Annotated in this window: 20 protein-coding genes; 12 read left to right on the top strand and 8 right to left on the bottom strand. The window is 56.9% G+C overall.

Going from position 1 to position 19,225, the window contains the following annotated elements:
* Window positions 1-189 precede the first annotated feature (189 nt).
* Entirely contained in the window at window positions 190-858 is a 669-nt protein-coding gene (locus SynMVIR181_RS03710) for a hydantoin utilization protein A (RefSeq protein WP_186590027.1), read from the top strand.
* Here SynMVIR181_RS03710 and sodX read toward each other — a convergent pair.
* Genes sodX through SynMVIR181_RS03730 form a run of 4 tightly spaced genes read right to left on the bottom strand, consistent with a single transcriptional unit; the run spans window position 841 to window position 2,744 of the window.
* Complete coding sequence (gene sodX / locus SynMVIR181_RS03715) at window positions 841-1,191, bottom strand: nickel-type superoxide dismutase maturation protease (protein WP_255444412.1); 351 nt, start codon at window positions 1,189-1,191, stop codon at window positions 841-843. The two genes, SynMVIR181_RS03710 and sodX, sit on opposite strands and share 18 nt — an antisense overlap.
* Before the next feature lie 47 nt (window positions 1,192-1,238).
* Window positions 1,239-1,706, bottom strand: coding sequence for a superoxide dismutase, Ni (sodN, locus tag SynMVIR181_RS03720; RefSeq protein WP_186590028.1), 468 nt, complete (start codon window positions 1,704-1,706; stop codon window positions 1,239-1,241).
* Between the two features lie 59 nt (window positions 1,707-1,765).
* Window positions 1,766-2,380 (bottom strand): FKBP-type peptidyl-prolyl cis-trans isomerase, encoded by a 615-nt coding sequence (locus SynMVIR181_RS03725; RefSeq protein ID WP_186590029.1) that lies wholly within the window; start codon window positions 2,378-2,380, stop codon window positions 1,766-1,768.
* Between the two features lie 34 nt (window positions 2,381-2,414).
* Entirely contained in the window at window positions 2,415-2,744 is a 330-nt protein-coding gene (locus SynMVIR181_RS03730) for a phasin family protein (protein ID WP_186590030.1), read from the bottom strand.
* 52 nt (window positions 2,745-2,796) lie between these two features.
* Between SynMVIR181_RS03730 and SynMVIR181_RS03735 the strand changes: the two genes are divergently transcribed.
* Window positions 2,797-4,314 carry an apolipoprotein N-acyltransferase gene (locus SynMVIR181_RS03735; RefSeq protein WP_186590031.1) on the top strand — a complete coding sequence of 506 codons (1,518 nt, stop codon included), beginning with the start codon at window positions 2,797-2,799 and terminating at the stop codon, window positions 4,312-4,314.
* Here SynMVIR181_RS03735 and mnmA read toward each other — a convergent pair.
* Entirely contained in the window at window positions 4,238-5,413 is a 1,176-nt protein-coding gene (gene mnmA / locus SynMVIR181_RS03740) for a tRNA 2-thiouridine(34) synthase MnmA (protein WP_370593872.1), read from the bottom strand. The genes SynMVIR181_RS03735 and mnmA overlap by 77 nt on opposite strands.
* 51 nt (window positions 5,414-5,464) lie before the next feature.
* Between mnmA and SynMVIR181_RS03745 the strand changes: the two genes are divergently transcribed.
* The 4 genes from SynMVIR181_RS03745 to SynMVIR181_RS03760 all read left to right on the top strand — a co-directional run bounded on the left by SynMVIR181_RS03745 (window position 5,465) and on the right by SynMVIR181_RS03760 (window position 8,898).
* Window positions 5,465-7,018, top strand: a complete 1,554-nt coding sequence (locus SynMVIR181_RS03745) for an NAD(P)H-hydrate dehydratase (RefSeq protein ID WP_186590032.1) — start codon at window positions 5,465-5,467, stop codon at window positions 7,016-7,018.
* A gap of 152 nt (window positions 7,019-7,170) precedes the next feature.
* The gene (locus SynMVIR181_RS03750; protein ID WP_186524826.1) at window positions 7,171-8,112 is read left to right on the top strand and encodes an RNA polymerase sigma factor, RpoD/SigA family; all 942 of its coding nucleotides are present in this window, start codon (window positions 7,171-7,173) and stop codon (window positions 8,110-8,112) included.
* 214 nt (window positions 8,113-8,326) lie between these two features.
* A complete protein-coding gene (locus tag SynMVIR181_RS03755; RefSeq protein WP_186590709.1) occupies window positions 8,327-8,533 on the top strand; it encodes a hypothetical protein in 207 nt (68 codons plus the stop codon).
* Entirely contained in the window at window positions 8,533-8,898 is a 366-nt protein-coding gene (locus SynMVIR181_RS03760) for a hypothetical protein (RefSeq protein ID WP_186590033.1), read from the top strand. The genes SynMVIR181_RS03755 and SynMVIR181_RS03760 overlap by 1 nt, the downstream gene beginning before the upstream one ends.
* A 259-nt stretch (window positions 8,899-9,157) precedes the next feature.
* On the opposite strand, the gene SynMVIR181_RS03765 is transcribed toward SynMVIR181_RS03760, so the two are convergent.
* Window positions 9,158-9,922, bottom strand: coding sequence for a hypothetical protein (locus SynMVIR181_RS03765; RefSeq protein WP_186590034.1), 765 nt, complete (start codon window positions 9,920-9,922; stop codon window positions 9,158-9,160).
* Window positions 9,923-10,078: 156 nt separating this feature from the next.
* Between SynMVIR181_RS03765 and SynMVIR181_RS03770 the strand changes: the two genes are divergently transcribed.
* Window positions 10,079-10,993: a histone deacetylase gene (locus SynMVIR181_RS03770; RefSeq protein ID WP_186590035.1), complete on the top strand. Its 915-nt coding sequence runs from the start codon at window positions 10,079-10,081 to the stop codon at window positions 10,991-10,993.
* An 11-nt stretch (window positions 10,994-11,004) separates the two neighbouring features.
* Here SynMVIR181_RS03770 and pdhA read toward each other — a convergent pair whose 3' ends face one another.
* Window positions 11,005-12,111, bottom strand: a complete 1,107-nt coding sequence (pdhA, locus tag SynMVIR181_RS03775) for a pyruvate dehydrogenase (acetyl-transferring) E1 component subunit alpha (RefSeq protein ID WP_186590036.1) — start codon at window positions 12,109-12,111, stop codon at window positions 11,005-11,007.
* A gap of 86 nt (window positions 12,112-12,197) precedes the next feature.
* On the opposite strand from pdhA, the gene SynMVIR181_RS03780 reads away from it, so the two are divergent.
* From SynMVIR181_RS03780 to SynMVIR181_RS03800, 5 genes are all read left to right on the top strand, one after another.
* Window positions 12,198-14,381: an ARC6/PARC6 family protein gene (locus tag SynMVIR181_RS03780; protein ID WP_255444413.1), complete on the top strand. Its 2,184-nt coding sequence runs from the start codon at window positions 12,198-12,200 to the stop codon at window positions 14,379-14,381.
* A gap of 97 nt (window positions 14,382-14,478) precedes the next feature.
* Window positions 14,479-15,969: a signal recognition particle protein gene (gene ffh, locus SynMVIR181_RS03785; protein WP_186590037.1), complete on the top strand. Its 1,491-nt coding sequence runs from the start codon at window positions 14,479-14,481 to the stop codon at window positions 15,967-15,969.
* Between the two features lie 76 nt (window positions 15,970-16,045).
* The gene (gene rpsP / locus SynMVIR181_RS03790; protein WP_186590038.1) at window positions 16,046-16,441 is read left to right on the top strand and encodes a 30S ribosomal protein S16; all 396 of its coding nucleotides are present in this window, start codon (window positions 16,046-16,048) and stop codon (window positions 16,439-16,441) included.
* An 8-nt stretch (window positions 16,442-16,449) separates the two neighbouring features.
* A complete protein-coding gene (locus tag SynMVIR181_RS03795) occupies window positions 16,450-17,469 on the top strand; it encodes a PhoH family protein (protein ID WP_186590039.1) in 1,020 nt (339 codons plus the stop codon).
* A gap of 99 nt (window positions 17,470-17,568) precedes the next feature.
* Window positions 17,569-18,300 carry a Bax inhibitor-1 family protein gene (locus SynMVIR181_RS03800; RefSeq protein ID WP_186590040.1) on the top strand — a complete coding sequence of 244 codons (732 nt, stop codon included), beginning with the start codon at window positions 17,569-17,571 and terminating at the stop codon, window positions 18,298-18,300.
* Between the two features lie 240 nt (window positions 18,301-18,540).
* Here the strand turns inward: SynMVIR181_RS03800 and SynMVIR181_RS03805 are convergent, their stop codons facing one another.
* Complete coding sequence (locus SynMVIR181_RS03805; protein ID WP_186590041.1) at window positions 18,541-19,110, bottom strand: hypothetical protein; 570 nt, start codon at window positions 19,108-19,110, stop codon at window positions 18,541-18,543.
* Window positions 19,111-19,225: the final 115 nt, after the last annotated feature.

Here is a 19,225-nt window from a genome sequence, read left to right on the forward strand (position 1 = left end):
GTATTGATCTCTTGTTTTTAATGTCTTTAGCCCATGTCCAATCTGAACTCTATCGAAGTCGATTCATGCTTGACGCCTGTTTTGCTGATGCCTTTCTCACCATTTTGGTCGTTGTCCCAGCTCATTTCGCATGGATCTCAAGCCCCTCCGCTAGTCGTCCTGCAGAATTGAACTATCTGGGAAGATGAGTTGTTGATCAGTGTTTTGACGGGCTTCGCGGCAGGTGCTGTGCACGTTGTTGGGGGTGCTGATCATTTGGTCGCGATGGCCCCCTTTTCCCTAAGGCGACCGTTGCAGGCCGTGAAGTCAGGAATGGCTTGGGGCGGCGGCCACTCGCTTGGGGTGGTGTTGCTCGGTGTTGTTGCGATCTTTTTTAAAGATCTGATCCACGCCGAAAGCATGTCGGCATGGGCTGAATTTTTAGTGGGGGTGTCGTTGCTTGTGATTGGCGCTCTCGCCATTCGAACCGCGTTTGGCTTGGAGTTGCATACCCATGACCATCACCACGATGGTTCGGCCTTGCATCGCCATCTCCATCTGCATCTTCGCGGGCAAAGCAACCATCGCCGCCATGCGCATGCGGCATCGGGCCTTGGCTTGCTCCATGGCTTGGCTGGTGCCGGGCATTTATTGGCCGTGATCCCAGCGCTTGCGCTGCCGGTTCATGGTGCCGTTTTGTACTTAGTTGCTTATTTGTGCGGGTCAATGGGCGCGATGCTCGCCGTGGTGAGCACCCTCTCCATGCTCACGATGCGCAGCAGCGCTCGTTTCCTGCCGCTGTTAGTGGGCTGTACCGGTGGATTGTCGATCGTGACAGGAGCGATCTGGCTCCAGAAAACATCAGCTGCCTTGTTTTAACGGCGTTGAGGCGAGGGCCACAACTTCTCCGATTAAGCAGCTCTGCGAAATGCTTCCCCATTGCCGGCTGTCTGTGCTGGCATCTGGACAGTCACCGAGGATGGTGATCTGATTGTCAGCGACAGAGCTCAGCCGTTTGATCACCCGGAGTGAAGGCTGTTGGGGATGGATGCAAACGATGATGGATCCAATGGCGGGGAGCTCAGAGTGTTGATTGAGGGGCCGCACGATGACGCGGTCCTTGGGTTTCAGCGTTGGCCACATCGAATACCCCTTCACTTGCATGACGCGTCGCCGGCCACAAAAAAACAGCAGTAGGTCGAGAAGACCCACTGCTGCAAGAGATGGTTGAGATCCTGATGAAGAGCTCAGAACCTGACTCAGGAGGCGGTGACCCAGGCATCACTGCGGCCCTTGGACTGCCAGAACATGCCGTGGATTTTCTCAACAGCAGCGAGAAGCTCTTCCGCTTTGCCTTGGTCGATGTGCACCTTGCAGGCGCTGCAAAGTTTCGCCGCTTTCCAGAAGGTGTCGTGGAGATCGGGGAACGTGGCCAGGTGCTCGGGCTTGAAGTAGTCGGTCCAAAGGATCAAGAGTTCTTTCTTGGTCTTTTGGGCTTCATCTTCCTTGACCGCAACGAAGCGAGCAAAGGTGTTGAGACCAGCGTGGTGGTCTCCAGCAGAAGCAGGAGCCTCAAGCGCCTTGAGCTTCTTGGTCATCGCGAGCACTGCTTCAGCGTGAACACGAGTTGAAGCAGGGTCATACACACCGCAGGGTCCGTCGCAGTGGGCTTCAACGGTGGAAGCGGGCAAGGAGCGAACGATCGCTGATAGAGCCGAGCGAAGCATCGGGTTTGAAACAGAATTTTCGGTTTAAGAAGCCTACCTATGGATGACCTTCTTAGGGATCACTTTTTGATGTCTAGTAGTTCGACTTCAAAAATCAGGGTTGCGTTTGGAGGGATCACGCGGCCAGCACCACGCTTGCCGTAGCCGAGGTCAGGGGGGATCACCAGCTTGCGCTTTCCGCCCACTTTCATGCCTTGCACGCCTTCATCCCAACCCTTGATCACCCGACCGGCCCCAAGCGGAAATTCAAACGGGGTGCCACGGTCATAGCTGGCATCAAATTGCGTGCCGTCTTCGAGGGTGCCGCGGTAGTTCACCACCACGTTTTGTCCAGAGCTGGCTACGTCACCAGTGCCCACAACGAGATCGGTGATTTTTAGGCCACTCGCGGTGACCTGAGGTTTCTCTGCTTCCATCGGACCGCCGAGGGCTGAGGCGTCAGCCAGGTTGGTATCGGCAGCCATCGCAAACAAACTGGGATTGGGGTTGTCGGGGTCGAGTTCCATGGGATTGGCCACGGCCTGAACGACAGCCTCTTGGACAGTCGTCGCATTGCTACTGGCCATGGTGGATGGCGTTGCGGCAATCACCGTGGAGGGCGACACCAATTGGCTGATGAACGCCACCATCAGACAGGACACAAACACAGCGGTGCTGATCAAGATCTCGCGCACAGATTTCTGCTCGATTCAATCCAATTCTGGCAGTTCATTCCTCGCGCTCTTTCTGGCGTAACTGCTGCTCAAGGCGATCGATTCTTCCGCGCAGCTCATCCAGTTCTCGCTGACTGGCCAAACCGAGGTCCTGAATGATGTTGTCGCGATTGCGTTCGAGGTTGCGGCCCATCTGCTGCTCGAGTTCTGGTGTTTCGCCGCGCAAAGCCTTGAGCACATCGTCCACAAGGGCCGAGGCATGGGTTGAATCAAGGCGGCCGCTGCTCACCCATTCCTGGGTGACGTAACGCAGCCGATCGGCAACAAGCGTTGTGGTGCCGAGTCCTCGAAGAAGAAGCTGTTGCAGGGGATTAGCAGTATCCATAGCCATACGGGCGCGTCTGGATTCAGGATGGCTTGATCTCCCGCCACTGACCATGGGAAATGACCGATCCCTGGTGCTTCTGCAGGGGCTGCTGGGGGGACTGTTGGCAGGCGTTGCCCTGACGATGTCGGGCCCTTGGTGGATGGTGCCGGCTCTGGCGCTGCTCTGGGCCGCGTCTCCTAGTTCTCTGGCCTCCGCGCTCTGGGGTGGAGTGGCCGTCCTCGTGAGCCATCGCTGGTTGCTGGCGTTGCATCCCTTGATGTGGATCGGTGTTCCCGCCTGGCTCAGCCTGCCAGTGGCTGCTGGGATCTGGTTGGCCTGTGCCCTGCTGGCCGCCCTGTTGCTTGCCTGTTGGAGTGGTTTTGTGAATCGCCTGCCCTTGCGGGGAAGCTTGAGCCATGCCGTGCTGGCTGCGGCTGTTTGGGGGTTGGCGGAAGTGGCCCTATCGCAAAGCCCTGTGTTTTGGATTGGGGTCGGTGGCAGTGTGCTCCCGGCCGATCCACCCCTCGCTGCGTTGAGTCGCTGGATCGGTGAGGGCGGACTGGCTGCTCTGCAACTGCTGCTCGGCTGGTGGCTGTGGCGTTTGCTCACGATGTCTCGTAGAGACTCGGGTTGGCCTGGACTGCTCGCTGGCGGCCTGCTGAGCCTTGTTGTTGTTCACGGGGTAGGGGCCCGGCTGCTGCAGACCCCTCCAACGATTGGAGGGCAAGCCGATCTGTCGGAGTACAGCGTTGGCCTCTGGCAACCCGCCATTCCCACCCGTGAAAAATTTTCTGCGCAACGCCAACGGGATCTGCCCGGACGCCTACAAGCTGCGCTTCAAGAGGCTGATGCCGCTGCTGCGGACTGGCTGTTGGCACCAGAAGGCACATTGCCGCTCAACGATTCCCTCAGCGCATCCGCTCCGATTCCATTGATGAGCGGGGGGTTTCGCTGGTCGCGGGGACGTCAGCACAGCGCCATGGTTTTGGTGGAGGCTGGAGGCACCACTCCGGTGGCCTCGATTGATAAGCATCGACTGGTTCCATTGGGGGAGTGGGTTCCGTCCTGGCCAGGCCTCAGCGGCCTTTCGGCCATCGGCGGCCTGGAGGCTGGAGAGCCATCCAGGCTGTGGCGTTGGGGTGGTCCACCCGCTGCCGTTGCCATCTGCTACGAGATCAGCAATGGAGCGGCCTTAGCTCGCGCCGTTGCTGATGGGGCGGAGTGGATCCTTGCTGCAGCCAACCTTGACCCCTATCCCCGCCTCCTGCAGCAGCAGTATTTGGCTTTGGCTCAGCTGCGCAGTCTGGAAACGGCCAGACCGCTGTTATCAACAGCGAATACCGGTCCAACGGCCATGATCCGAGCGAATGGGCAGGTTGCACAGCGCTTGGCGTCGTTTGATCCAGGCCTGTTGGTGGTGCCATTTCAACCCCGTAAGGGTTTGACGGGATATGTGCGCTGGGGAGAGGCTCCCCTGCTGTTGATCATCGGAGCCTCGTCGCTGATGTTGATCAAATCGGCGAGTCGATCAGGCCCCCGCCCAGCACGGCCTCGCCGTCGTAAAACACCGCCCCTTGACCAGGCGTGATCGAAAACTGTGGCTCCTGGAAGGTGAGCTTGCAGCGATGAGGGCGATCTCCGGCTTGATCTTCAGCATTGGCTTCGATGCAGGTGAGATGGGCACGCACGGGTTCGCTGCGGTAGCGCACTTGCACCTCCACCTCCATGGCTGAGCCGAGTGGGGGTGCGGCGATCGAGACCCAGTTCACAGCGCCAACCTCGCAGCCTGTGCGGCCAGCTTCTGCCCTCGTGGCGACCACCACCTGGTTCATGGCGGCATCGAGTTTCACCACATGCAGCGGTTCACTCCAGGCAATTCCTAAGCCTTTGCGCTGACCAATGGTGAAGTGTTCAATGCCGTCGTGCTGTCCGACCACCGTTCCGTCTTGCAGCACGATTTCGCCGTCTCGTGGCGGAAGGTAGGCATCAAGGAACGCGCGCATGGAGCCGTGGTGATCGGCCAGGCAAAGGTCTTGGCTTTCTGGCTTGTCGGCGGTGCGTAATCCGTGGCGCCCGGCTTCAAGGCGGGTGTCGGCCTTGGTGAGTTCGCCGAGTGGGAAGACCACGCGCGCCAAGACCTCCTGGGGCAGGTCATAGAGGAAATAACTCTGGTCTTTGCGGCTGTCGAGACCTCGCAACAGCTTCCAGCGGCCGTTTTCCTGGTCCAGACGGATGCGGGCGTAATGACCTGTGGCGATCCTGGGAAGATTGCGTTCCCGTTCGGCCCAGGCGAGCATCGGCCCGAATTTCACAGCCCGGTTGCATTTCGAACAGGGCAGGGGTGTGATGCCAGCCCGGTAGCCATCCACCAAGCCTTGAACGATTTCGCGAACGAACGTATCCCTTGAATCCACCACGTGGTGGGGCACCCCGAGTTGTTCACAGATTCCGGCAGCATCCACCAAGCCTTCGGCGCAGCATGCTCCTTTACCGCTCATCAGCCAGAGCGTGAGGCCCTCCACCTCCCAGCCGGCTTCCACCATCAATGCTGCGGTGAGTGAGCTGTCTACCCCGCCGGAAAGTCCGACGGCCACACGATGCTCTCCAGGCCATTGGCGCAATCGCTCCAGGGCCTCGGCACCGGCTGGGGTTGCTGTGAGGGTGCTCATCATGGCCTCGGCCGACATGGGCGGGCATCGCTGTATCACTCCATAGTGAGGGCCCCGTCTGTTTTTGGCTTGGTCTGGCCTCCCCTAGATGCGGAGCACTGGCTGGTCAGTGCCGAACAAATGTTGGCCTTGGAGCAGGAATGGCTGGGCAGTGGTTTGCCCGTTGCCGCCTTGATGGAGGCCGTTGGCCAAGCGATGGCTGAGTGGTGTCTTCAGAGGCCAAAGCGTTTGGAGCAGGGCGTATTGGTGTTGGTGGGACCTGGCCACAACGGTGGTGATGGGTTGGTGGTGGCCCGGCGTCTGCTGCATGCCGGAGTGGAGGTCAGGCTGTGGGCGCCGCTGCCGCTCCGTCAAGCACTCACCCAAACGCATTGGCGTCATCTGGAGTGGCTTGGGGCAAGGGTTCTGGAGATGCAGCCCGACCCAAGCGATGCAGCCCTGTGGGTGGAGGCTCTGTTTGGCTTGGGACAACACCGTCCACTACCGGAAGGATTGGCGTTGTTGCTCAGCGAACGCGAGCGTGTTCAGCCCGGCCGGCTGATCAGCTTGGATGTGCCTGCGGGGATGCATTCCAACCACGGCAGGTTCGAGGCAGGCGGAGGGGCGGTGGCCTCCGACACGTTGTGCGTGGGCCTGGTGAAACGGGGGTTGGTTCAGGACGCAGCTCTGGCCAACGTGGGGCGGGTGCATCGCTTGGATCCGGGTGTTCCCCCCCAGTTGATCGAGCAACTGAGGCCAGCGGCTGTGCTGCGGGTGATGGCAAAGGATCTGGCAACCCTGCCGGTTCCCCAAGATGCGCCAACGGCGATGAAATATCAGCGCGGCCGTGTGCTGTTGGTGGCAGGAAGCGAGCGCTATCGCGGCGCAGCACTCCTGGCGGCACAAGGGGCCATGGCCAGTGGGGTGGGAAGTTTGAGAGCGGCCTTGCCTGAGGCCGTTGCTGATGCCATCTGGCAATGGATTCCTGAGTTGGTGCTATCGGCGGGATTGCCAGCTACTGCCTCGGGGGGATTGGCCTGGGGGCCATGGCTGGCTGATGCCGATCTCTCCCGCTTGGATGCGCTGTTGCTGGGGCCTGGGATTGGTGCGTTAGACGGGCAGTGGGATGCCTGGGCAGAGCCCTTGCTGTCGTTCGAGGGGCTGCTCGTGCTCGATGCCGATGGGCTCAATGCCTTGGCCGCCTCGAAGCACGGCTGGCGCTGGCTTTGCCGGCGTGAGTTCCCAACCTGGATCACCCCGCATCCCAGCGAATTTGCAAGGCTTTTCCCTGACTTCAGCAGGCTGGAGCCGCTGGAGAGCGCGCAATCGGCTGCGGCAGAAAGCGGAGCCATTGTCTTGCTTAAGGGGGCTCATTCGGTGATTGCCGATCCGAATGGGGTGGTGCATCAACTCGTTGACACCTCGGTGCAGGTGGCTCGCACAGGCCTGGGCGATCTGTTGGCTGGATTTGCGGTGGGCTGGGGTGCGCGCTGCTGGGCTTGCGGGGAGAAGCCGCGGGGAACAGACCTTGCCGCAGCCGCTTTGCTTCATGCGGAGGCGTCACAAACCAGTGAAGAAGCCACGAGTGCCAGTGAGATTGGCAAAACCCTTTCTGCGCTCACCCGTCAGATTTGCGCGAATTAATGATTAAAAAATTGATGAAGTTTGAAAATGCACACAATTCAAAACGCGCAAATGTGTCGTTTTCCTTTCACGAATATGGAGGGTTTCTGAAAACATTTGGGTTTATCGTTTTTTCATAGGAAAGTCTCTCCACGCCCAAGAGACGAGTTGACATGGTTTCCTCAACAGCTCGGACCTCCGAGACCCAGAGACGCAGAAGCAGCGACCCGATTAGTTGGTACCTCTCGACGATTGGCCGAATACCACTGCTGACCGCTGCTGAAGAAATTGAGCTTGGAAATCAGGTTCAGAAGTTCATGGAGCTCACGCAGGACGGCTCGGTCTCTGCTGACAGCGAGGAGTTCAGCTCCAAGGATCGACGCTTGATTCGCGTTGGTCAGCGTGCGAAGCAGCGGATGATGAAGGCCAACCTGCGGCTGGTGGTGAGTGTCGCGAAGAAATATCAAGGCAAAGGTCTTGAGCTTCTCGATCTCATCCAGGAAGGATCGCTTGGCTTGGAACGGGCTGTTGAGAAATTTGATCCAACCCGCGGCTATAAGTTTTCGACCTATGCCTTTTGGTGGATTCGCCAGAGCATGACGCGGGCAATCGCTTGTCAGTCACGCACCATTCGCCTGCCGGTGCACTTGAGCGAGCGTCTCACGACGATCCGCAAGGTGAGTTTGGATTTAGCTCACAAGCTTGGAGCGATGCCGAGTCGCCTCGAGATTTCAGAAGCCTTGGATATGCCTGTTGAGGAGCTCGACTCCCTGCTGCGCCAGGCCCTCACCACCAGCAGTCTTGATGCTCCCGTGAATGGAGAAGATGGTCGCAGCTTCCTTGGTGATTTGATTGCTGATTCTTCTGCGGAAGAACCACTCGACAAGGTTGAGCAGCGCATTCACCATGAACAACTCGGCCGCTGGTTGAGTCATCTCAGTGAGCAAGAGCAACACGTGCTCACGCTGCGTTTTGGATTAAACGGCAACGAGCGCCACACCTTGGCTCAAATTGGCCGTTTGCTCGATGTTTCGCGTGAACGCGTCCGCCAGGTGGAATTGAAGTCGCTGCGCAAGCTGCGTAATCTCACTCGTCGGATGTCTCCAACGTTCTGATCGACAGATGAGCTGCTGCTCATCAACGGATTTCATCACTTTTTGATGGATGCCTAGAACCTGAAACTGCGAGTCTTGTGGGGCTCCAGTTTTATCCCAGATGCAAGCGGTAAGGCCAAAACGGCCAAAGCCACAAACTATCCCCGTTGTGCTCAAGTACGTACGAATAACAAGAAGGTGAGCCATTTCTGACTTCATCTCTGAGACCAAACACTTGACCGAACCCAAAAAGCCGAGCAAGCCCAGGTCTCTTACCTATACGGAAATGATGAACGGTGGACAACAACACATGGATGGCGCAACGCATCAGCAAGAGCTAAACCTGCAGCGACGAAGGGACGTATTTGAGCGTTCTGTCGAACACCTCGAGCAGTCCTTCAATACTGAAGCTCATCACATTGGTGGTGGTACTGGGATCTGATGAGTGCGCTTGCTTGCCTTGTTGTCTCAGCATTTCTTGCCTACTTGATCGCTGAGTTCCGAAAGAGACGTGTCGCTAGCAAAAGCACCAAGGCTTGGCGAGAAGCTTCAGAGCTTGTTTTTGACAGAAACCTGAGGTTTCACATCAAACTGGAATACGAAACTGGAGCTGCACCAAGTAATGCGGAGGGCTATGCAGAATCAAGAGACTCTCTCGTTAGCCACTTGGCTTCGAACCTGTTGATACTGGCGAACAGGCGGCTCGAGATCGAGCCGTCTAAGAGTGAGGCTGAGGAGTTCGTGCGTCAGCACTGTGATCTTGACGACGACCTTATGGAAGGAATGTGGATTTCAAGGTTCAGTTGAAAGTGAATGTTTTTGTGATGAGAAATGAACTGCCCTGCCGCATCTGCTCAATGCGTGTCCCGCTACCTCCGCAGTTCAGACGGGTCAAAACTGCTATTTGCCCTAGTTGTGCTCATGAAGGGTTGGACAAAATCGTGACCATTCGGCTCTTCAAAGAGCAGATGATTGATTCGGTCACTTCGCACAACCTATAGAACTTTGTTGGTCAATCTTGTTGCGTTAATGCAAGATGTAATGGTTTTCTGATTGCTTTTAGTGCTTAAAAAGTTGAGTAGGTAAAGCCTAGGTCTGGCTTGTATGGCCTCTTCTCTTTCCCCTTGCATTCATGTTTAACTAATTGAATCCACTGCGCATCGTCGATCTTTGCCATCACTCTTGCCTCGCTCTCTAGTCGTCTTTGCTTTGGGTGATAGTTATGGACATTGATTACATCCCGTCGTGGAAGGCGCTCTAAGATTTGCTGATCATCAAGATAAGGCACTCCATTGCGACAACGGTGTTGAACTGCATGCCATCCCTCATGCTTTAGCGTGTCAATTAATTCATCAAGATCACCATTGTGAAACCCCTGGCACATCACCACTAATTCGTTTTTGATTCGGTAATAGCCATATAAATTCCTGCCTTTGCATCCCCAGGTTTTAGAATTGTTTGACCAAAGAATAGACCTTTGCCCAAGGACTTTTTGGATTGCTTCTCCTAGTCTATCGAGTCTCGGACTGTTGATGTGATGAGGAGTCTTAGACATCGTTTTGATTTCACGTCCATGTTCCCTCGCTGCTTGTTTAATCTCAGCTCTATCTGTGGTGTGTCCTCTAATGCATGCAAAGAAATTTGCTTCTTGCTTGCATTTTTGGATGCTTGGTGAGGCGAGTTTAAAAGCATTTTTGCCAAGCCTCATTAATCCAGAGATACAGCGCTTCTTTGCCGACGCTTCTTCAGGATGTCCTGTTTTCAGGTTTGTCCCGCAAACCATTTCTGCGTAGCTTTGAACTTGTGCCTGCATCGAAGCATCCGCAGTCATCGTTTAGGCAACCGCCGATAATCCACCAAGTGTTACGAAGAGAAGAGTGCGCATCAGACAACCAATCAAGCCATCCCCCTCCACTATTAGTCAATTCGCAGCTGATTGATGCGGTTGTTGATTTCAATCAAAAATATTGAAGAGCTTTGAAAGCTAGTGGCCATCCCCCTCGTTTATCACCAGGCCTATAGCGCACCTCTGTCGTCGAGCCATCGCTTTCCGATGGCGAAGTTCAGGATGTTGTTTGCGGCTCTCAGCGAGTTAGGTCTTGCTGAATCGAATCAGATTCATGCCCCTCTTCCTGTTCCTCGCCGCTGGCTCGAAACTGTGCATCGGCGCTGTTATCACGAGGCGTTTGCGCGGGGCAAGCTTGATCGGCAAGCGCAACGCAGGATTGGTCTTCCGGCCACCACACCTTTGGTGCAACGCACCTGGTTAGCGGTGGGAGGAACACTGCTCACGGCCAGGTTGGCTCTTGAGCATGGTGTGGCTTGTCACCTTGCTGGTGGTACGCACCATGCCTTCCCCGACTACGGCAGTGGTTTCTGCATCTTCAATGACATTGCCGTGTCAGCCAGGGTCTTGCTTGAGGAGGCTCGCCTGACCCGCTTGATGATTGTGGATCTGGATGTGCATCAAGGCGATGCCACGGCGCTGATCTTTGCTGACGATCCGCGGGTGTTCACCTTTTCTGCTCATGCTGCATCCAACTTTCCGTCTCGGAAGCAGAGCAGCGATTGCGATTTGGCATTCGAAGATGGCGTTGAGGATCAGGCCTATATGGCTGCGGTTGGTGAGGCGCTCCCCTCACTTCTCGATCGCTTCAAGCCCGAACTGGTGCTTTACAACGCTGGCGTGGATCCGCATCGAGACGATCGCTTGGGCCGGCTTTGCCTGTCCGACCGAGGCCTTTTGCAACGCGATCATCTCGTGTTTGATGCCTGCCTTCGTCGTCAGATCCCAGTCGCAAGCGTGATTGGTGGTGGCTATGACGCCCTCGACCCCCTGGTGAAGCGTCATGCCCTGGTGTTCAGGGCAGCGACCGACCAAGCGAGATTGCATGGTCTTTAAGAGGACATAACTCAGTCTTCCGCCCAGATGTAGCGCGTCAGTTCTGAGCCATCTGGCTCGGGTGCATTGAGAGCAAAGTCCACGCAGTCCTGAACCTCAGCATCGATCTCTTTCTCGATCGCACGGAGCTCATCAGCATGCACCAAACCATCGGAGACCAGATCACGCTCAAAGGCTTTGAGGGGATCGCGCTTGGCCCAGAATTGCTTCTCCTCCTCGGCTCGGAGCTCATCAGGGTCGGCCAATGAGTGGCCCCTGAAGCGATAGGTGAGGCATTCAAGAACTGTTGGACCTTCGCCAGCTCGCGCCCGTTCGATGGCCCGTTCGGCAGCGGCTCGTACGGCGAGCACATCCATCCCATCCACCTCTTCTCCAGCCATGCCGAAGGCAGCCGCTTTGCGCCAGATCTCTGGATCGCTGGTGGCACGGTCATGGGCCATGCCGATCGCCCATTTGTTGTTCTCCACCACAAACAGGATGGGCAATTTCCAAAGTTGGGCCATGTTCAGGCATTCAAAGAATTGCCCGTTGTTGCAGGTTCCGTCTCCGAAGAAGGCTGCGGTGACGGAGTCACTACTGGAATCCCCCATGGCATCACGCTTGTAGCGACTGGTGAAGGCAGCGCCTAGGGCCACAGGGATTCCTTCGCCGATAAAGGCGAACCCCCCCAGCATGTGATGGGGCTTTGAGAACAGATGCATTGATCCGCCTCGGCCCTTGCTGCAGCCGGTTTCCTTACCAAACAGCTCACTCATCACTTCGCGGGCCGGGACGCCTGCGCTCAAGGCATGCACGTGATCGCGGTAGGTGCTGCAAAACCAGTCGTGCTGACGCTTCATGGCGCCGATCACGCCAGTACTCACCGCCTCTTGGCCGTTGTACAGGTGAACGAAACCAAACATCTTGCCGCGGTAATACATCTCCGCGCATTTGTCTTCAAAACGTCGACCGAGGGTCATGTCCCGATAGAGCCTCAGGCCCGTCTCGCGGTCCACGCTGGCTCTTTTGGTCGTCACGAGAGACGACAATCGCTCGGCGTGAGCTCCTACCGGGGACGCGCCTTTCGCAAGCTTTTGATCGATGCCTGCAGCTGCGCTTACTGCGATGTCCTGACTCATGGCACCACCTCTTTGACAACGAACTTTAAGGGGCCGTGTTGAGGCAATGGGCAAAACCCCTTTCACTGCCTAAAGTCTCACTGCTAATGAACGCAACGCTGGTGGAATTGCCCATCGATCATTTCCGCCTGTTGGGCGTCAGCCCTTCAGCTGAAACCGAGTCGGTGTTGCGGACGCTGCAGTTGCGTCTCGATCGCTGCCCCGATCAGGGTTTCACCCATGAGGTCCTCATGCAGAGGGCTGAACTGTTGAGGCTTTCTGCCGACCTCCTAAGCGATGCGGCGCGACGGCAGGACTACGAGAGCACCCTGCTCAAATTGGGCCGTGATCATCCGGAAGAGACCGCTGGGCTGGAAATGCCGTCCAGCCGGGAGGTCGCTGGTTTGATGCTGCTTTGGGAGGCTCACGCTCCACACGAGACCTTTCAGCTCACCCGCCAGGTTCTGCAACCTCCGCAGGCGCCCGCCCTTGGTAGTGGACGTGAGTCGGACCTTGCCCTGTTAGCGGCACTGTCTTGCCGGGATGCGGCCCGTCAAGATCAGGAACAGCGTCGCTATGAATCGGCTGCAGGACTGCTGACGGAGGGACTGCAGTTGCTCCAGCGCATGGGCAAGCTCCCCGATCATCGACAGCGGCTTCAAACGGATCTCGAGCAGCTCACCCCTTACCGAATTCTGGATCTGCTGAGCCGTGATCTGGCGGAACAAACAGCCAGGCAGGAAGGACTGGTGATGCTGGAGACCTTTGTTCAGAATCGCGGTGGCCTGGAGGGGGGTGCTGCTGAATTAACGACGGCTGGTATGGACCAGGGCAGTTTTGAGTTGTTCTTTCAGCAGATTCGCCGGTTTCTAACCGTTCAAGAACAAATTGATCTTTACGGGCGTTGGGAGCGGTTTGGCTCGTCTGATGCCAGCTTCCTCTCCGTGATGGCATTAGCAGCCGCTGGATTTTCCCAGCGCAAGCCCGAGCGTATTCAAGACGCCCGCGGCCAGCTACAAGCCTTGGTTCTTGTTGGTTTAGATCTCAATCCATTGCTGGGATGCATGGATTTATTGCTCGGTGATGTGGACCGGGCGTTGGAGCACGTCCATGCCAGTCCTGATGCGGATCTGCAGGAATGGCTGGCGAACCACCCCAGTGACGATCTCGCAGCTTTATTTGACTACTGCCGCAGCTGGTTGGGACGGGATGTTCTCCCCGGTTATCGCGATGTGGATGCCCAGGTGGTTGACCTGGAGGCTTGGTTCGCTGATCGCGATGTGCAGGCGTATGTGGAGCGCCTTGAGCGCCAGGAAGGGCGAAGCGTGGCGTCTGCCGACCCGTCTGCAACGCCTGTTTCTGAGTCGGATTGGAGCTTCGGCAATCTCCCCCCACTTGGCCTTGATCCAGAGGGCGCCATGCCCCTGTCTTTCGGCGACGTGGACCCTGTCCCTGAGGACAGCTCAGATCCTGGGGAGGAGGAGGGCAGAGGGAGTGGGCTGCGCAGGATCATTCCATTGGCCTGGACGAATCTGAACATCCGCCGCCCGTCCCTGTCTCGACTGTCACTGTCGCGTCTTTCGATGTCGAAGTTGTCACTGTCTCGGATGTCCGTGTCTCGGATGTCTCTGCCCCGGCTGTCGCTCTCTCGGCTGTCGGTGAATCGGCCCTCATGGCCGCAGCCCAGGCGTTCTGTGTTGATCGGCTCAGGTGTCGTTGTCGTGCTCGTGGTGGTGGGATTCAGCCTTGTGGGGCTCAGGCGTGAGGCGCAGCAGCAATCAGCATCTACTTCAACAACGAATCCCACCGAGGAGGCCCTTCCCACCGAGGATGTTGTGTCTTCTGAGCCAAAGGCCACCCTCAAGCAGGAGCGCCGCAAGCCCAATGAGCTCATAGCGCCATTAGCGGTGGAGAAACCGAGTGAGGTTCAGCTGCAAGCCCTGCTCCAAACATGGCTTGATCTCAAGGCAACAGCGCTGAGCCAAAACGGGGATTCTGAATCCCTGGTTGAAGTGGCCCGACCCGTTCTTGTTGGTCGCGTGCGTGATCAGCAAGCCGCCTTGTTGCGGGATGGTCTCGTCCAAAAGGTCCAAGCTTCGATCACCTCCATTCAGACGGTGAGTTCAACCCCGTCTCGCATCGAAGTGAGGGCCCAACTCACCTACCGCGATCAGACCATGAATGATCAGGGTGAGGTGGTGGATGAGACTCCCGCTGGCAACCTGCCGGTGACGTACATCCTTGGCCGAGATCCTGATGGTTGGCGCTTGCAGGCCTATATCCCTGGCTAACAACTTGGTTCAGGTGCTGTCTCTGGATGAACCCATCAGGTTCAACAAAGGGGGTAAGACTTTTACAGTTAACTGAAGTGCTGCGCGGACCTGCTCCATGTTTGACGAGCTTTCAGCCCGTTTTGAAGATGCCGTCAAAGGGCTGAGAGGCCAGGACACAATCTCCGAAACGAATGTGGAGGGGGCGCTTAAGGAGGTCCGGCGGGCGCTTCTCGATGCGGACGTGAGTCTGCCGGTGGTCAAGGATTTTGTGTCCGAAATCCGCGAGAAAGCAATTGGTGCTGAGGTTGTTCGTGGTGTAACGCCCGACCAGAAGTTCATTCAGGTGGTGCATGAGCAGCTGGTCGACGTGATGGGGGGCGGCAATGCCCCGCTCGCGAAGGCCGATCAAGCGCCCACGGTGGTGTTGATGGCTGGTTTGCAGGGGGCAGGCAAAACCACGGCGACGGCCAAGTTGGGGCTCCATCTCAAGGATCAGGGGCGTAAGGCCTTGATGGTTGGGGCTGATGTGTACCGCCCTGCTGCGATTGAGCAGTTGAAGACTCTCGGCGGTCAGATTGGTGTGGACGTCTTCAGTCTTGGGATCGAGGCCAAGCCTGAGGACATCGCAGCGGCCGGTTTGGCGAAGGCCAAAGAGGAGGGTTACGACACCCTCTTGGTCGATACCGCTGGCCGTTTGCAAATCGACTCCGAGATGATGGAGGAGATGGTGCGGATTCGTAGCGCCGTGCAGCCCGATGAGGTGCTGTTGGTCGTGGATTCGATGATTGGCCAAGAGGCAGCCGAGCTCACCCGTGCCTTCCACGATCAGGTGGGGATTACTGGAGCGGTGCTCACCAAGCTCGATGGTGATTCCCGCGGTGGCGCGGCGCTGTCGATTCGCAAGGTGAGCGGTCAGCCCATCAAATTCATCGGTACGGGCGAAAAAGTTGAGGCTCTCCAGCCGTTCCATCCCGAGCGGATGGCGAGTCGCATCCTCGGGATGGGGGATGTGCTCACGCTGGTGGAGAAGGCGCAGAAGGAGGTTGAACTCGCTGACGTTGAAAAAATGCAGAAAAAGCTGCAGGAGGCGTCGTTTGATTTTTCCGACTTCTTGCAGCAAATGCGCTTGATCAAGCGGATGGGCTCCCTTGGGGGGTTGATGAAAATGATCCCGGGGATGAACAAAATTGATGACGGCATGCTCAAGCAGGGAGAGCAGCAGTTAATAAAAATCGAAGCGATGATCGGTTCGATGACTGCGGCGGAGCGCTCGCAGCCAGAGTTGTTGGCGGCTCAACCCTCGAGGCGCAGGCGGATTGCCTCCGGTTGTGGCTATCAGGCTGCGGATGTGGACAAGGTGCTCGCGGATTTTCAAAAGATGCGCGGTTTTATGCAGCAGATGACCAAAGGTGGCGGGATGCCAGGAATGCCCGGGATGCCAGGAATGGGTGGCGGTGGTTTCCCCGGAATGGGTGGCGGGATGCCTGGCATGCCAGGAATGCCCGGGATGCCAGGAATGGGGGGTGGAATGCCCGCTGGGCAGCCTGGAGCGGCTCCCCGCAGGCAGCGTCCTTACAAAAAGAAGAAGGGTTTTGGTCAGCTTTGAGTCCGCGGCACGGTAAGTTGGTTGCATAGCGCAACTTTTTTGTTGCTCTGAAATCCACCTTTAAGCAAGCGCCACGATGATCAAGCTCCGCCTGAAGCGGTTCGGTAAGAAGCGGGAAGCGAGTTTCCGCCTCGTGGCCTGCAACAGCACGTCACGCCGAGATGGCCGCCCCCTTCAGGAGCTGGGTTTTTATAACCCACGCACCAAGGAGACCCGTCTAGACGCCGAGGCCTTGCGAGTGCGCCTCAGCCAGGGTGCTCAACCCACCGATGCGGTTCGTTTCCTGCTCGAGAAGGGCGGACTGCTCGAAAAGAAGGTGCGACCCGCTGAGACCATCGGCAAGCTGAAGCAAGCTGCGGCCCGCGAAGCTGCCGTGAAGCAGGCTGCAAAAGATGCGGCAGAAGCGAAAGCGGCAGAAGCGGCAGCAGCCAGTGAATCTGACGATTCAGCCACTGAATCCACCGAAAGCTGATCAAATCCATGCCCGAAGCTGCCGCAACAGGTCGCTTCGTCCTTGATTTACCTCACTCTGAAGCCGCTCTTGCCTTGGCAGGTTCGGCGGAACAGACCCTGCATCAGCTGGAAGCTCTGACCGGTGCTTCCCTCGTGATGCGGGGTCTTCAGCTTGAAATGTCGGGCAGTCTTGTCCAGATCGAACGCGCCGCCGCGGTGGTTGAGTTGGTCAGGCCGATCTGGCAGGACGGCCAAGCGGTGTCTCAGGTTGATCTGCAATCAGCGCTCGGTGCTCTAAATACAGGTCAAGCTGAGGATCATGTCGCCATGGGCGATCAGGTGCTCGCCCGCAACCAAAAGGGCAACCTGTTGCGTCCGCGCACCTTGCGTCAGAAGAAGTACGTGGATGCGATGGAGCGCCATGACCTCACGTTTGCGCTCGGGCCCGCCGGTACGGGAAAAACCTTTCTGGCGGCGGTCTTGGCTGTGCGCATGCTCATGGATCGAAAGGTTGAGCGACTGATCCTCACGCGGCCAGCTGTGGAAGCTGGCGAACGTCTTGGCTTTCTTCCCGGCGATTTGCAGCAAAAAATTGATCCCTATCTCAGGCCCCTGTACGACTCCCTGCATGCCCTGCTTGGACCTGAGAAAACCACCTCCATGCTCGAGAGAGGTGTGATTGAAGTAGCCCCCTTGGCTTACATGCGCGGTCGCACCCTGGCGGGAGCATTTGTGATTCTCGATGAGGCTCAAAACACCACACCAGCCCAGATGCGCATGGTGCTCACGCGTTTAGGGGAGCGTTCACGCATGGTGGTGACCGGTGATGTCACGCAGCAGGATCTACCACCTGGGCAGTTGAGTGGTTTGGTGGAAGCGGCACAGGTGATGGACGGGGTGGCCGGAGTTGCTGTTTGCCATCTCACCGCAGCTGATGTGGTGCGTCACCCGCTGGTGCAACGGGTGGTGGAGGCCTATGCCAGCTTTGACGAACAAGCTCATCCATCAACAGTTAATGGCATCAGCCTGCTCACGGGTCCTGAGTAGGGATGCCCCCGCATTGAAATCGATAGGGGGATCCACACTTCAGTAGCGGGCCATTCGTTGAAAGCGCTGTCAGGATATATGCAGTCTTCAGTGAAAGGCATGCCAGCCAGCAGTAATTTTCAAGAGGCCATCCGCGAGGCACAATCCAGTGCTCTTGTTGGCCCCAATGTTGTCAATAAAGCCCTGCCTTATGTAGGCGGCGGCATGGTGCTTACCGCCGCAGGTGTCCTTGGTGGCATGTCCACCATGGCTGCCATGGGTCCAGCCTTCAATGGGCTGTCGATGGTTGCGATTATTCCTTGGTTCATTCTGTTCTTCGTTGCACAGAATGCCGCCAAAAAAGGCAATAACGGCACCGCCTTGCCGTTGATGGCTGCCTTCAGTTTGCTGACGGGCTTCACGCTTACCGGCCTAGTGGTGCAAGCCGTTGCGGTTGCAGGTGTTGCTTCTATTGGTATCGCTGCGCTCGCGACGGGCCTCACCTTTGCGATTGCCTCCATTGTTGGTCGGCGCATGAGTGACAGCGTGGGTCAAGCGCTCACGGCAGTGGTGGGTTTTGGCTTGATTGGTCTGTTGATCGCCATGGTCGGCATCTTCGTTGCCGGTTTCTTCATCCCTGGGATCTTTGCAGCCACCAATCTTGCGATTGCAGGATTTGGAACCGTGTTGTTTGTGGGAATGGCCTTTGTGGATTTTTACACGATGCCTCGTACCTACCGAGATGATCAATATCTCGCCGGTGCGTTGGGAATGTATCTCACCTATATCAACCTGTTCATCTTCATCTTGCGCCTGATCATTGCCCTTCAGGGTGGTGGTCGTCGCAATTGATTTGCTCTAAGCGGCAACACTTTCTTCCAACTAATTTTTTCAATCCCGGCCTTGTCCGGGATTTTTTATGGACAGTGTGAGCCGACCTTTGAGCAATCAATGGCTCCGATTCATTTCAGTCCAACATTGAAGACGTGTTCAATCCTTCAGGTACAGGTTCGGTGCCGGATGCTTTGGTTTTAGGAATGCAAATGTCGCTTTTGTTCTGAGTTGAAAATAAGAATTAGTCCGCTACAGCAATTAATCTGCTATCGCATCCACTGCTCGTGCAATCGCTGTTTTCTGGTTGGCGTCGTACCCCCAGCGTTCTAGAAAGGCCACATCGCTGCCTTGATTGTTGCTTGCTGCTGCCAACAAGGTTTCTAAGCGTTCTTTAACACTATGAGGTTCGAGTTGGCGTAGCAACTCGGTGCAGCGCAGGTTCACACGCTCTGAACCTGCAGCTTGCAAGTCATCCGCTTGCTTGCGGTGGTGCACCACCATCGCTGCGCTCATTGCCAGATTGCGAACGGTGAGGTCCACAACTCCTTCACCGCAGGAACGCAATTTGCCCACAAGGGCTTCAGGCAATCGATCCATCAGGGCACTGTCGCCAGCAAGGCTGATCACAAAAAAGCCTCGCGCTCCATCGCGGCTCTCCACCAGCTCTCCCACGCGATCAGCAATCACCTCATCACTGATTTCTTCTTGGTCCCATTGCTGGAGCCAGATAGCGGCAATTTCCATCGCCTGTTGAAAACTGGGCGCTTGCACAGAATCTGGAGTTTGCGGATCGGTTTCTGACGGAACAGTTGAGTCCTGATCTGTCATGGCGCTGAGGATGGGATGAGCAGTCCGAGCAGAGTAGGCAGATAAGGATTGCGTGGCTCTCTCTCAACAGTTGTTTGCGACACCCTTATTTGAGGCAAGTCTGGCCAAAGTGAGG

It is taken from the genome of Synechococcus sp. MVIR-18-1 (assembly GCF_014279835.1).
Classification (GTDB): Bacteria; Cyanobacteriota; Cyanobacteriia; order PCC-6307; family Cyanobiaceae; genus Synechococcus_C.

Bases quoted from the DNA above. Each gene is read 5' to 3' on its own strand.
- sodN (WP_186590028.1), bottom strand. From the start codon at position 1,706: ATGCTTCGCTCGGCTCTATCAGCGATCGTTCGCTCCTTGCCCGCTTCC.
- SynMVIR181_RS03730 (WP_186590030.1), bottom strand. From the start codon at position 2,744: ATGGATACTGCTAATCCCCTGCAACAGCTTCTTCTTCGAGGACTCGGC.
- SynMVIR181_RS03735 (WP_186590031.1), top strand. From the start codon at position 2,797: ATGGGAAATGACCGATCCCTGGTGCTTCTGCAGGGGCTGCTGGGGGGA.
- mnmA (WP_370593872.1), bottom strand. From the start codon at position 5,413: ATGTCGGCCGAGGCCATGATGAGCACCCTCACAGCAACCCCAGCCGGT.
- SynMVIR181_RS03750 (WP_186524826.1), top strand. From the start codon at position 7,171: ATGGTTTCCTCAACAGCTCGGACCTCCGAGACCCAGAGACGCAGAAGC.
- SynMVIR181_RS03760 (WP_186590033.1), top strand. From the start codon at position 8,533: ATGAGTGCGCTTGCTTGCCTTGTTGTCTCAGCATTTCTTGCCTACTTG.
- SynMVIR181_RS03765 (WP_186590034.1), bottom strand. From the start codon at position 9,922: ATGACTGCGGATGCTTCGATGCAGGCACAAGTTCAAAGCTACGCAGAA.
- pdhA (WP_186590036.1), bottom strand. From the start codon at position 12,111: ATGAGTCAGGACATCGCAGTAAGCGCAGCTGCAGGCATCGATCAAAAG.
- SynMVIR181_RS03780 (WP_255444413.1), top strand. From the start codon at position 12,198: ATGAACGCAACGCTGGTGGAATTGCCCATCGATCATTTCCGCCTGTTG.
- ffh (WP_186590037.1), top strand. From the start codon at position 14,479: ATGTTTGACGAGCTTTCAGCCCGTTTTGAAGATGCCGTCAAAGGGCTG.
- rpsP (WP_186590038.1), top strand. From the start codon at position 16,046: ATGATCAAGCTCCGCCTGAAGCGGTTCGGTAAGAAGCGGGAAGCGAGT.
- SynMVIR181_RS03795 (WP_186590039.1), top strand. From the start codon at position 16,450: ATGCCCGAAGCTGCCGCAACAGGTCGCTTCGTCCTTGATTTACCTCAC.
- SynMVIR181_RS03800 (WP_186590040.1), top strand. From the start codon at position 17,569: ATGCCAGCCAGCAGTAATTTTCAAGAGGCCATCCGCGAGGCACAATCC.
- SynMVIR181_RS03805 (WP_186590041.1), bottom strand. From the start codon at position 19,110: ATGACAGATCAGGACTCAACTGTTCCGTCAGAAACCGATCCGCAAACT.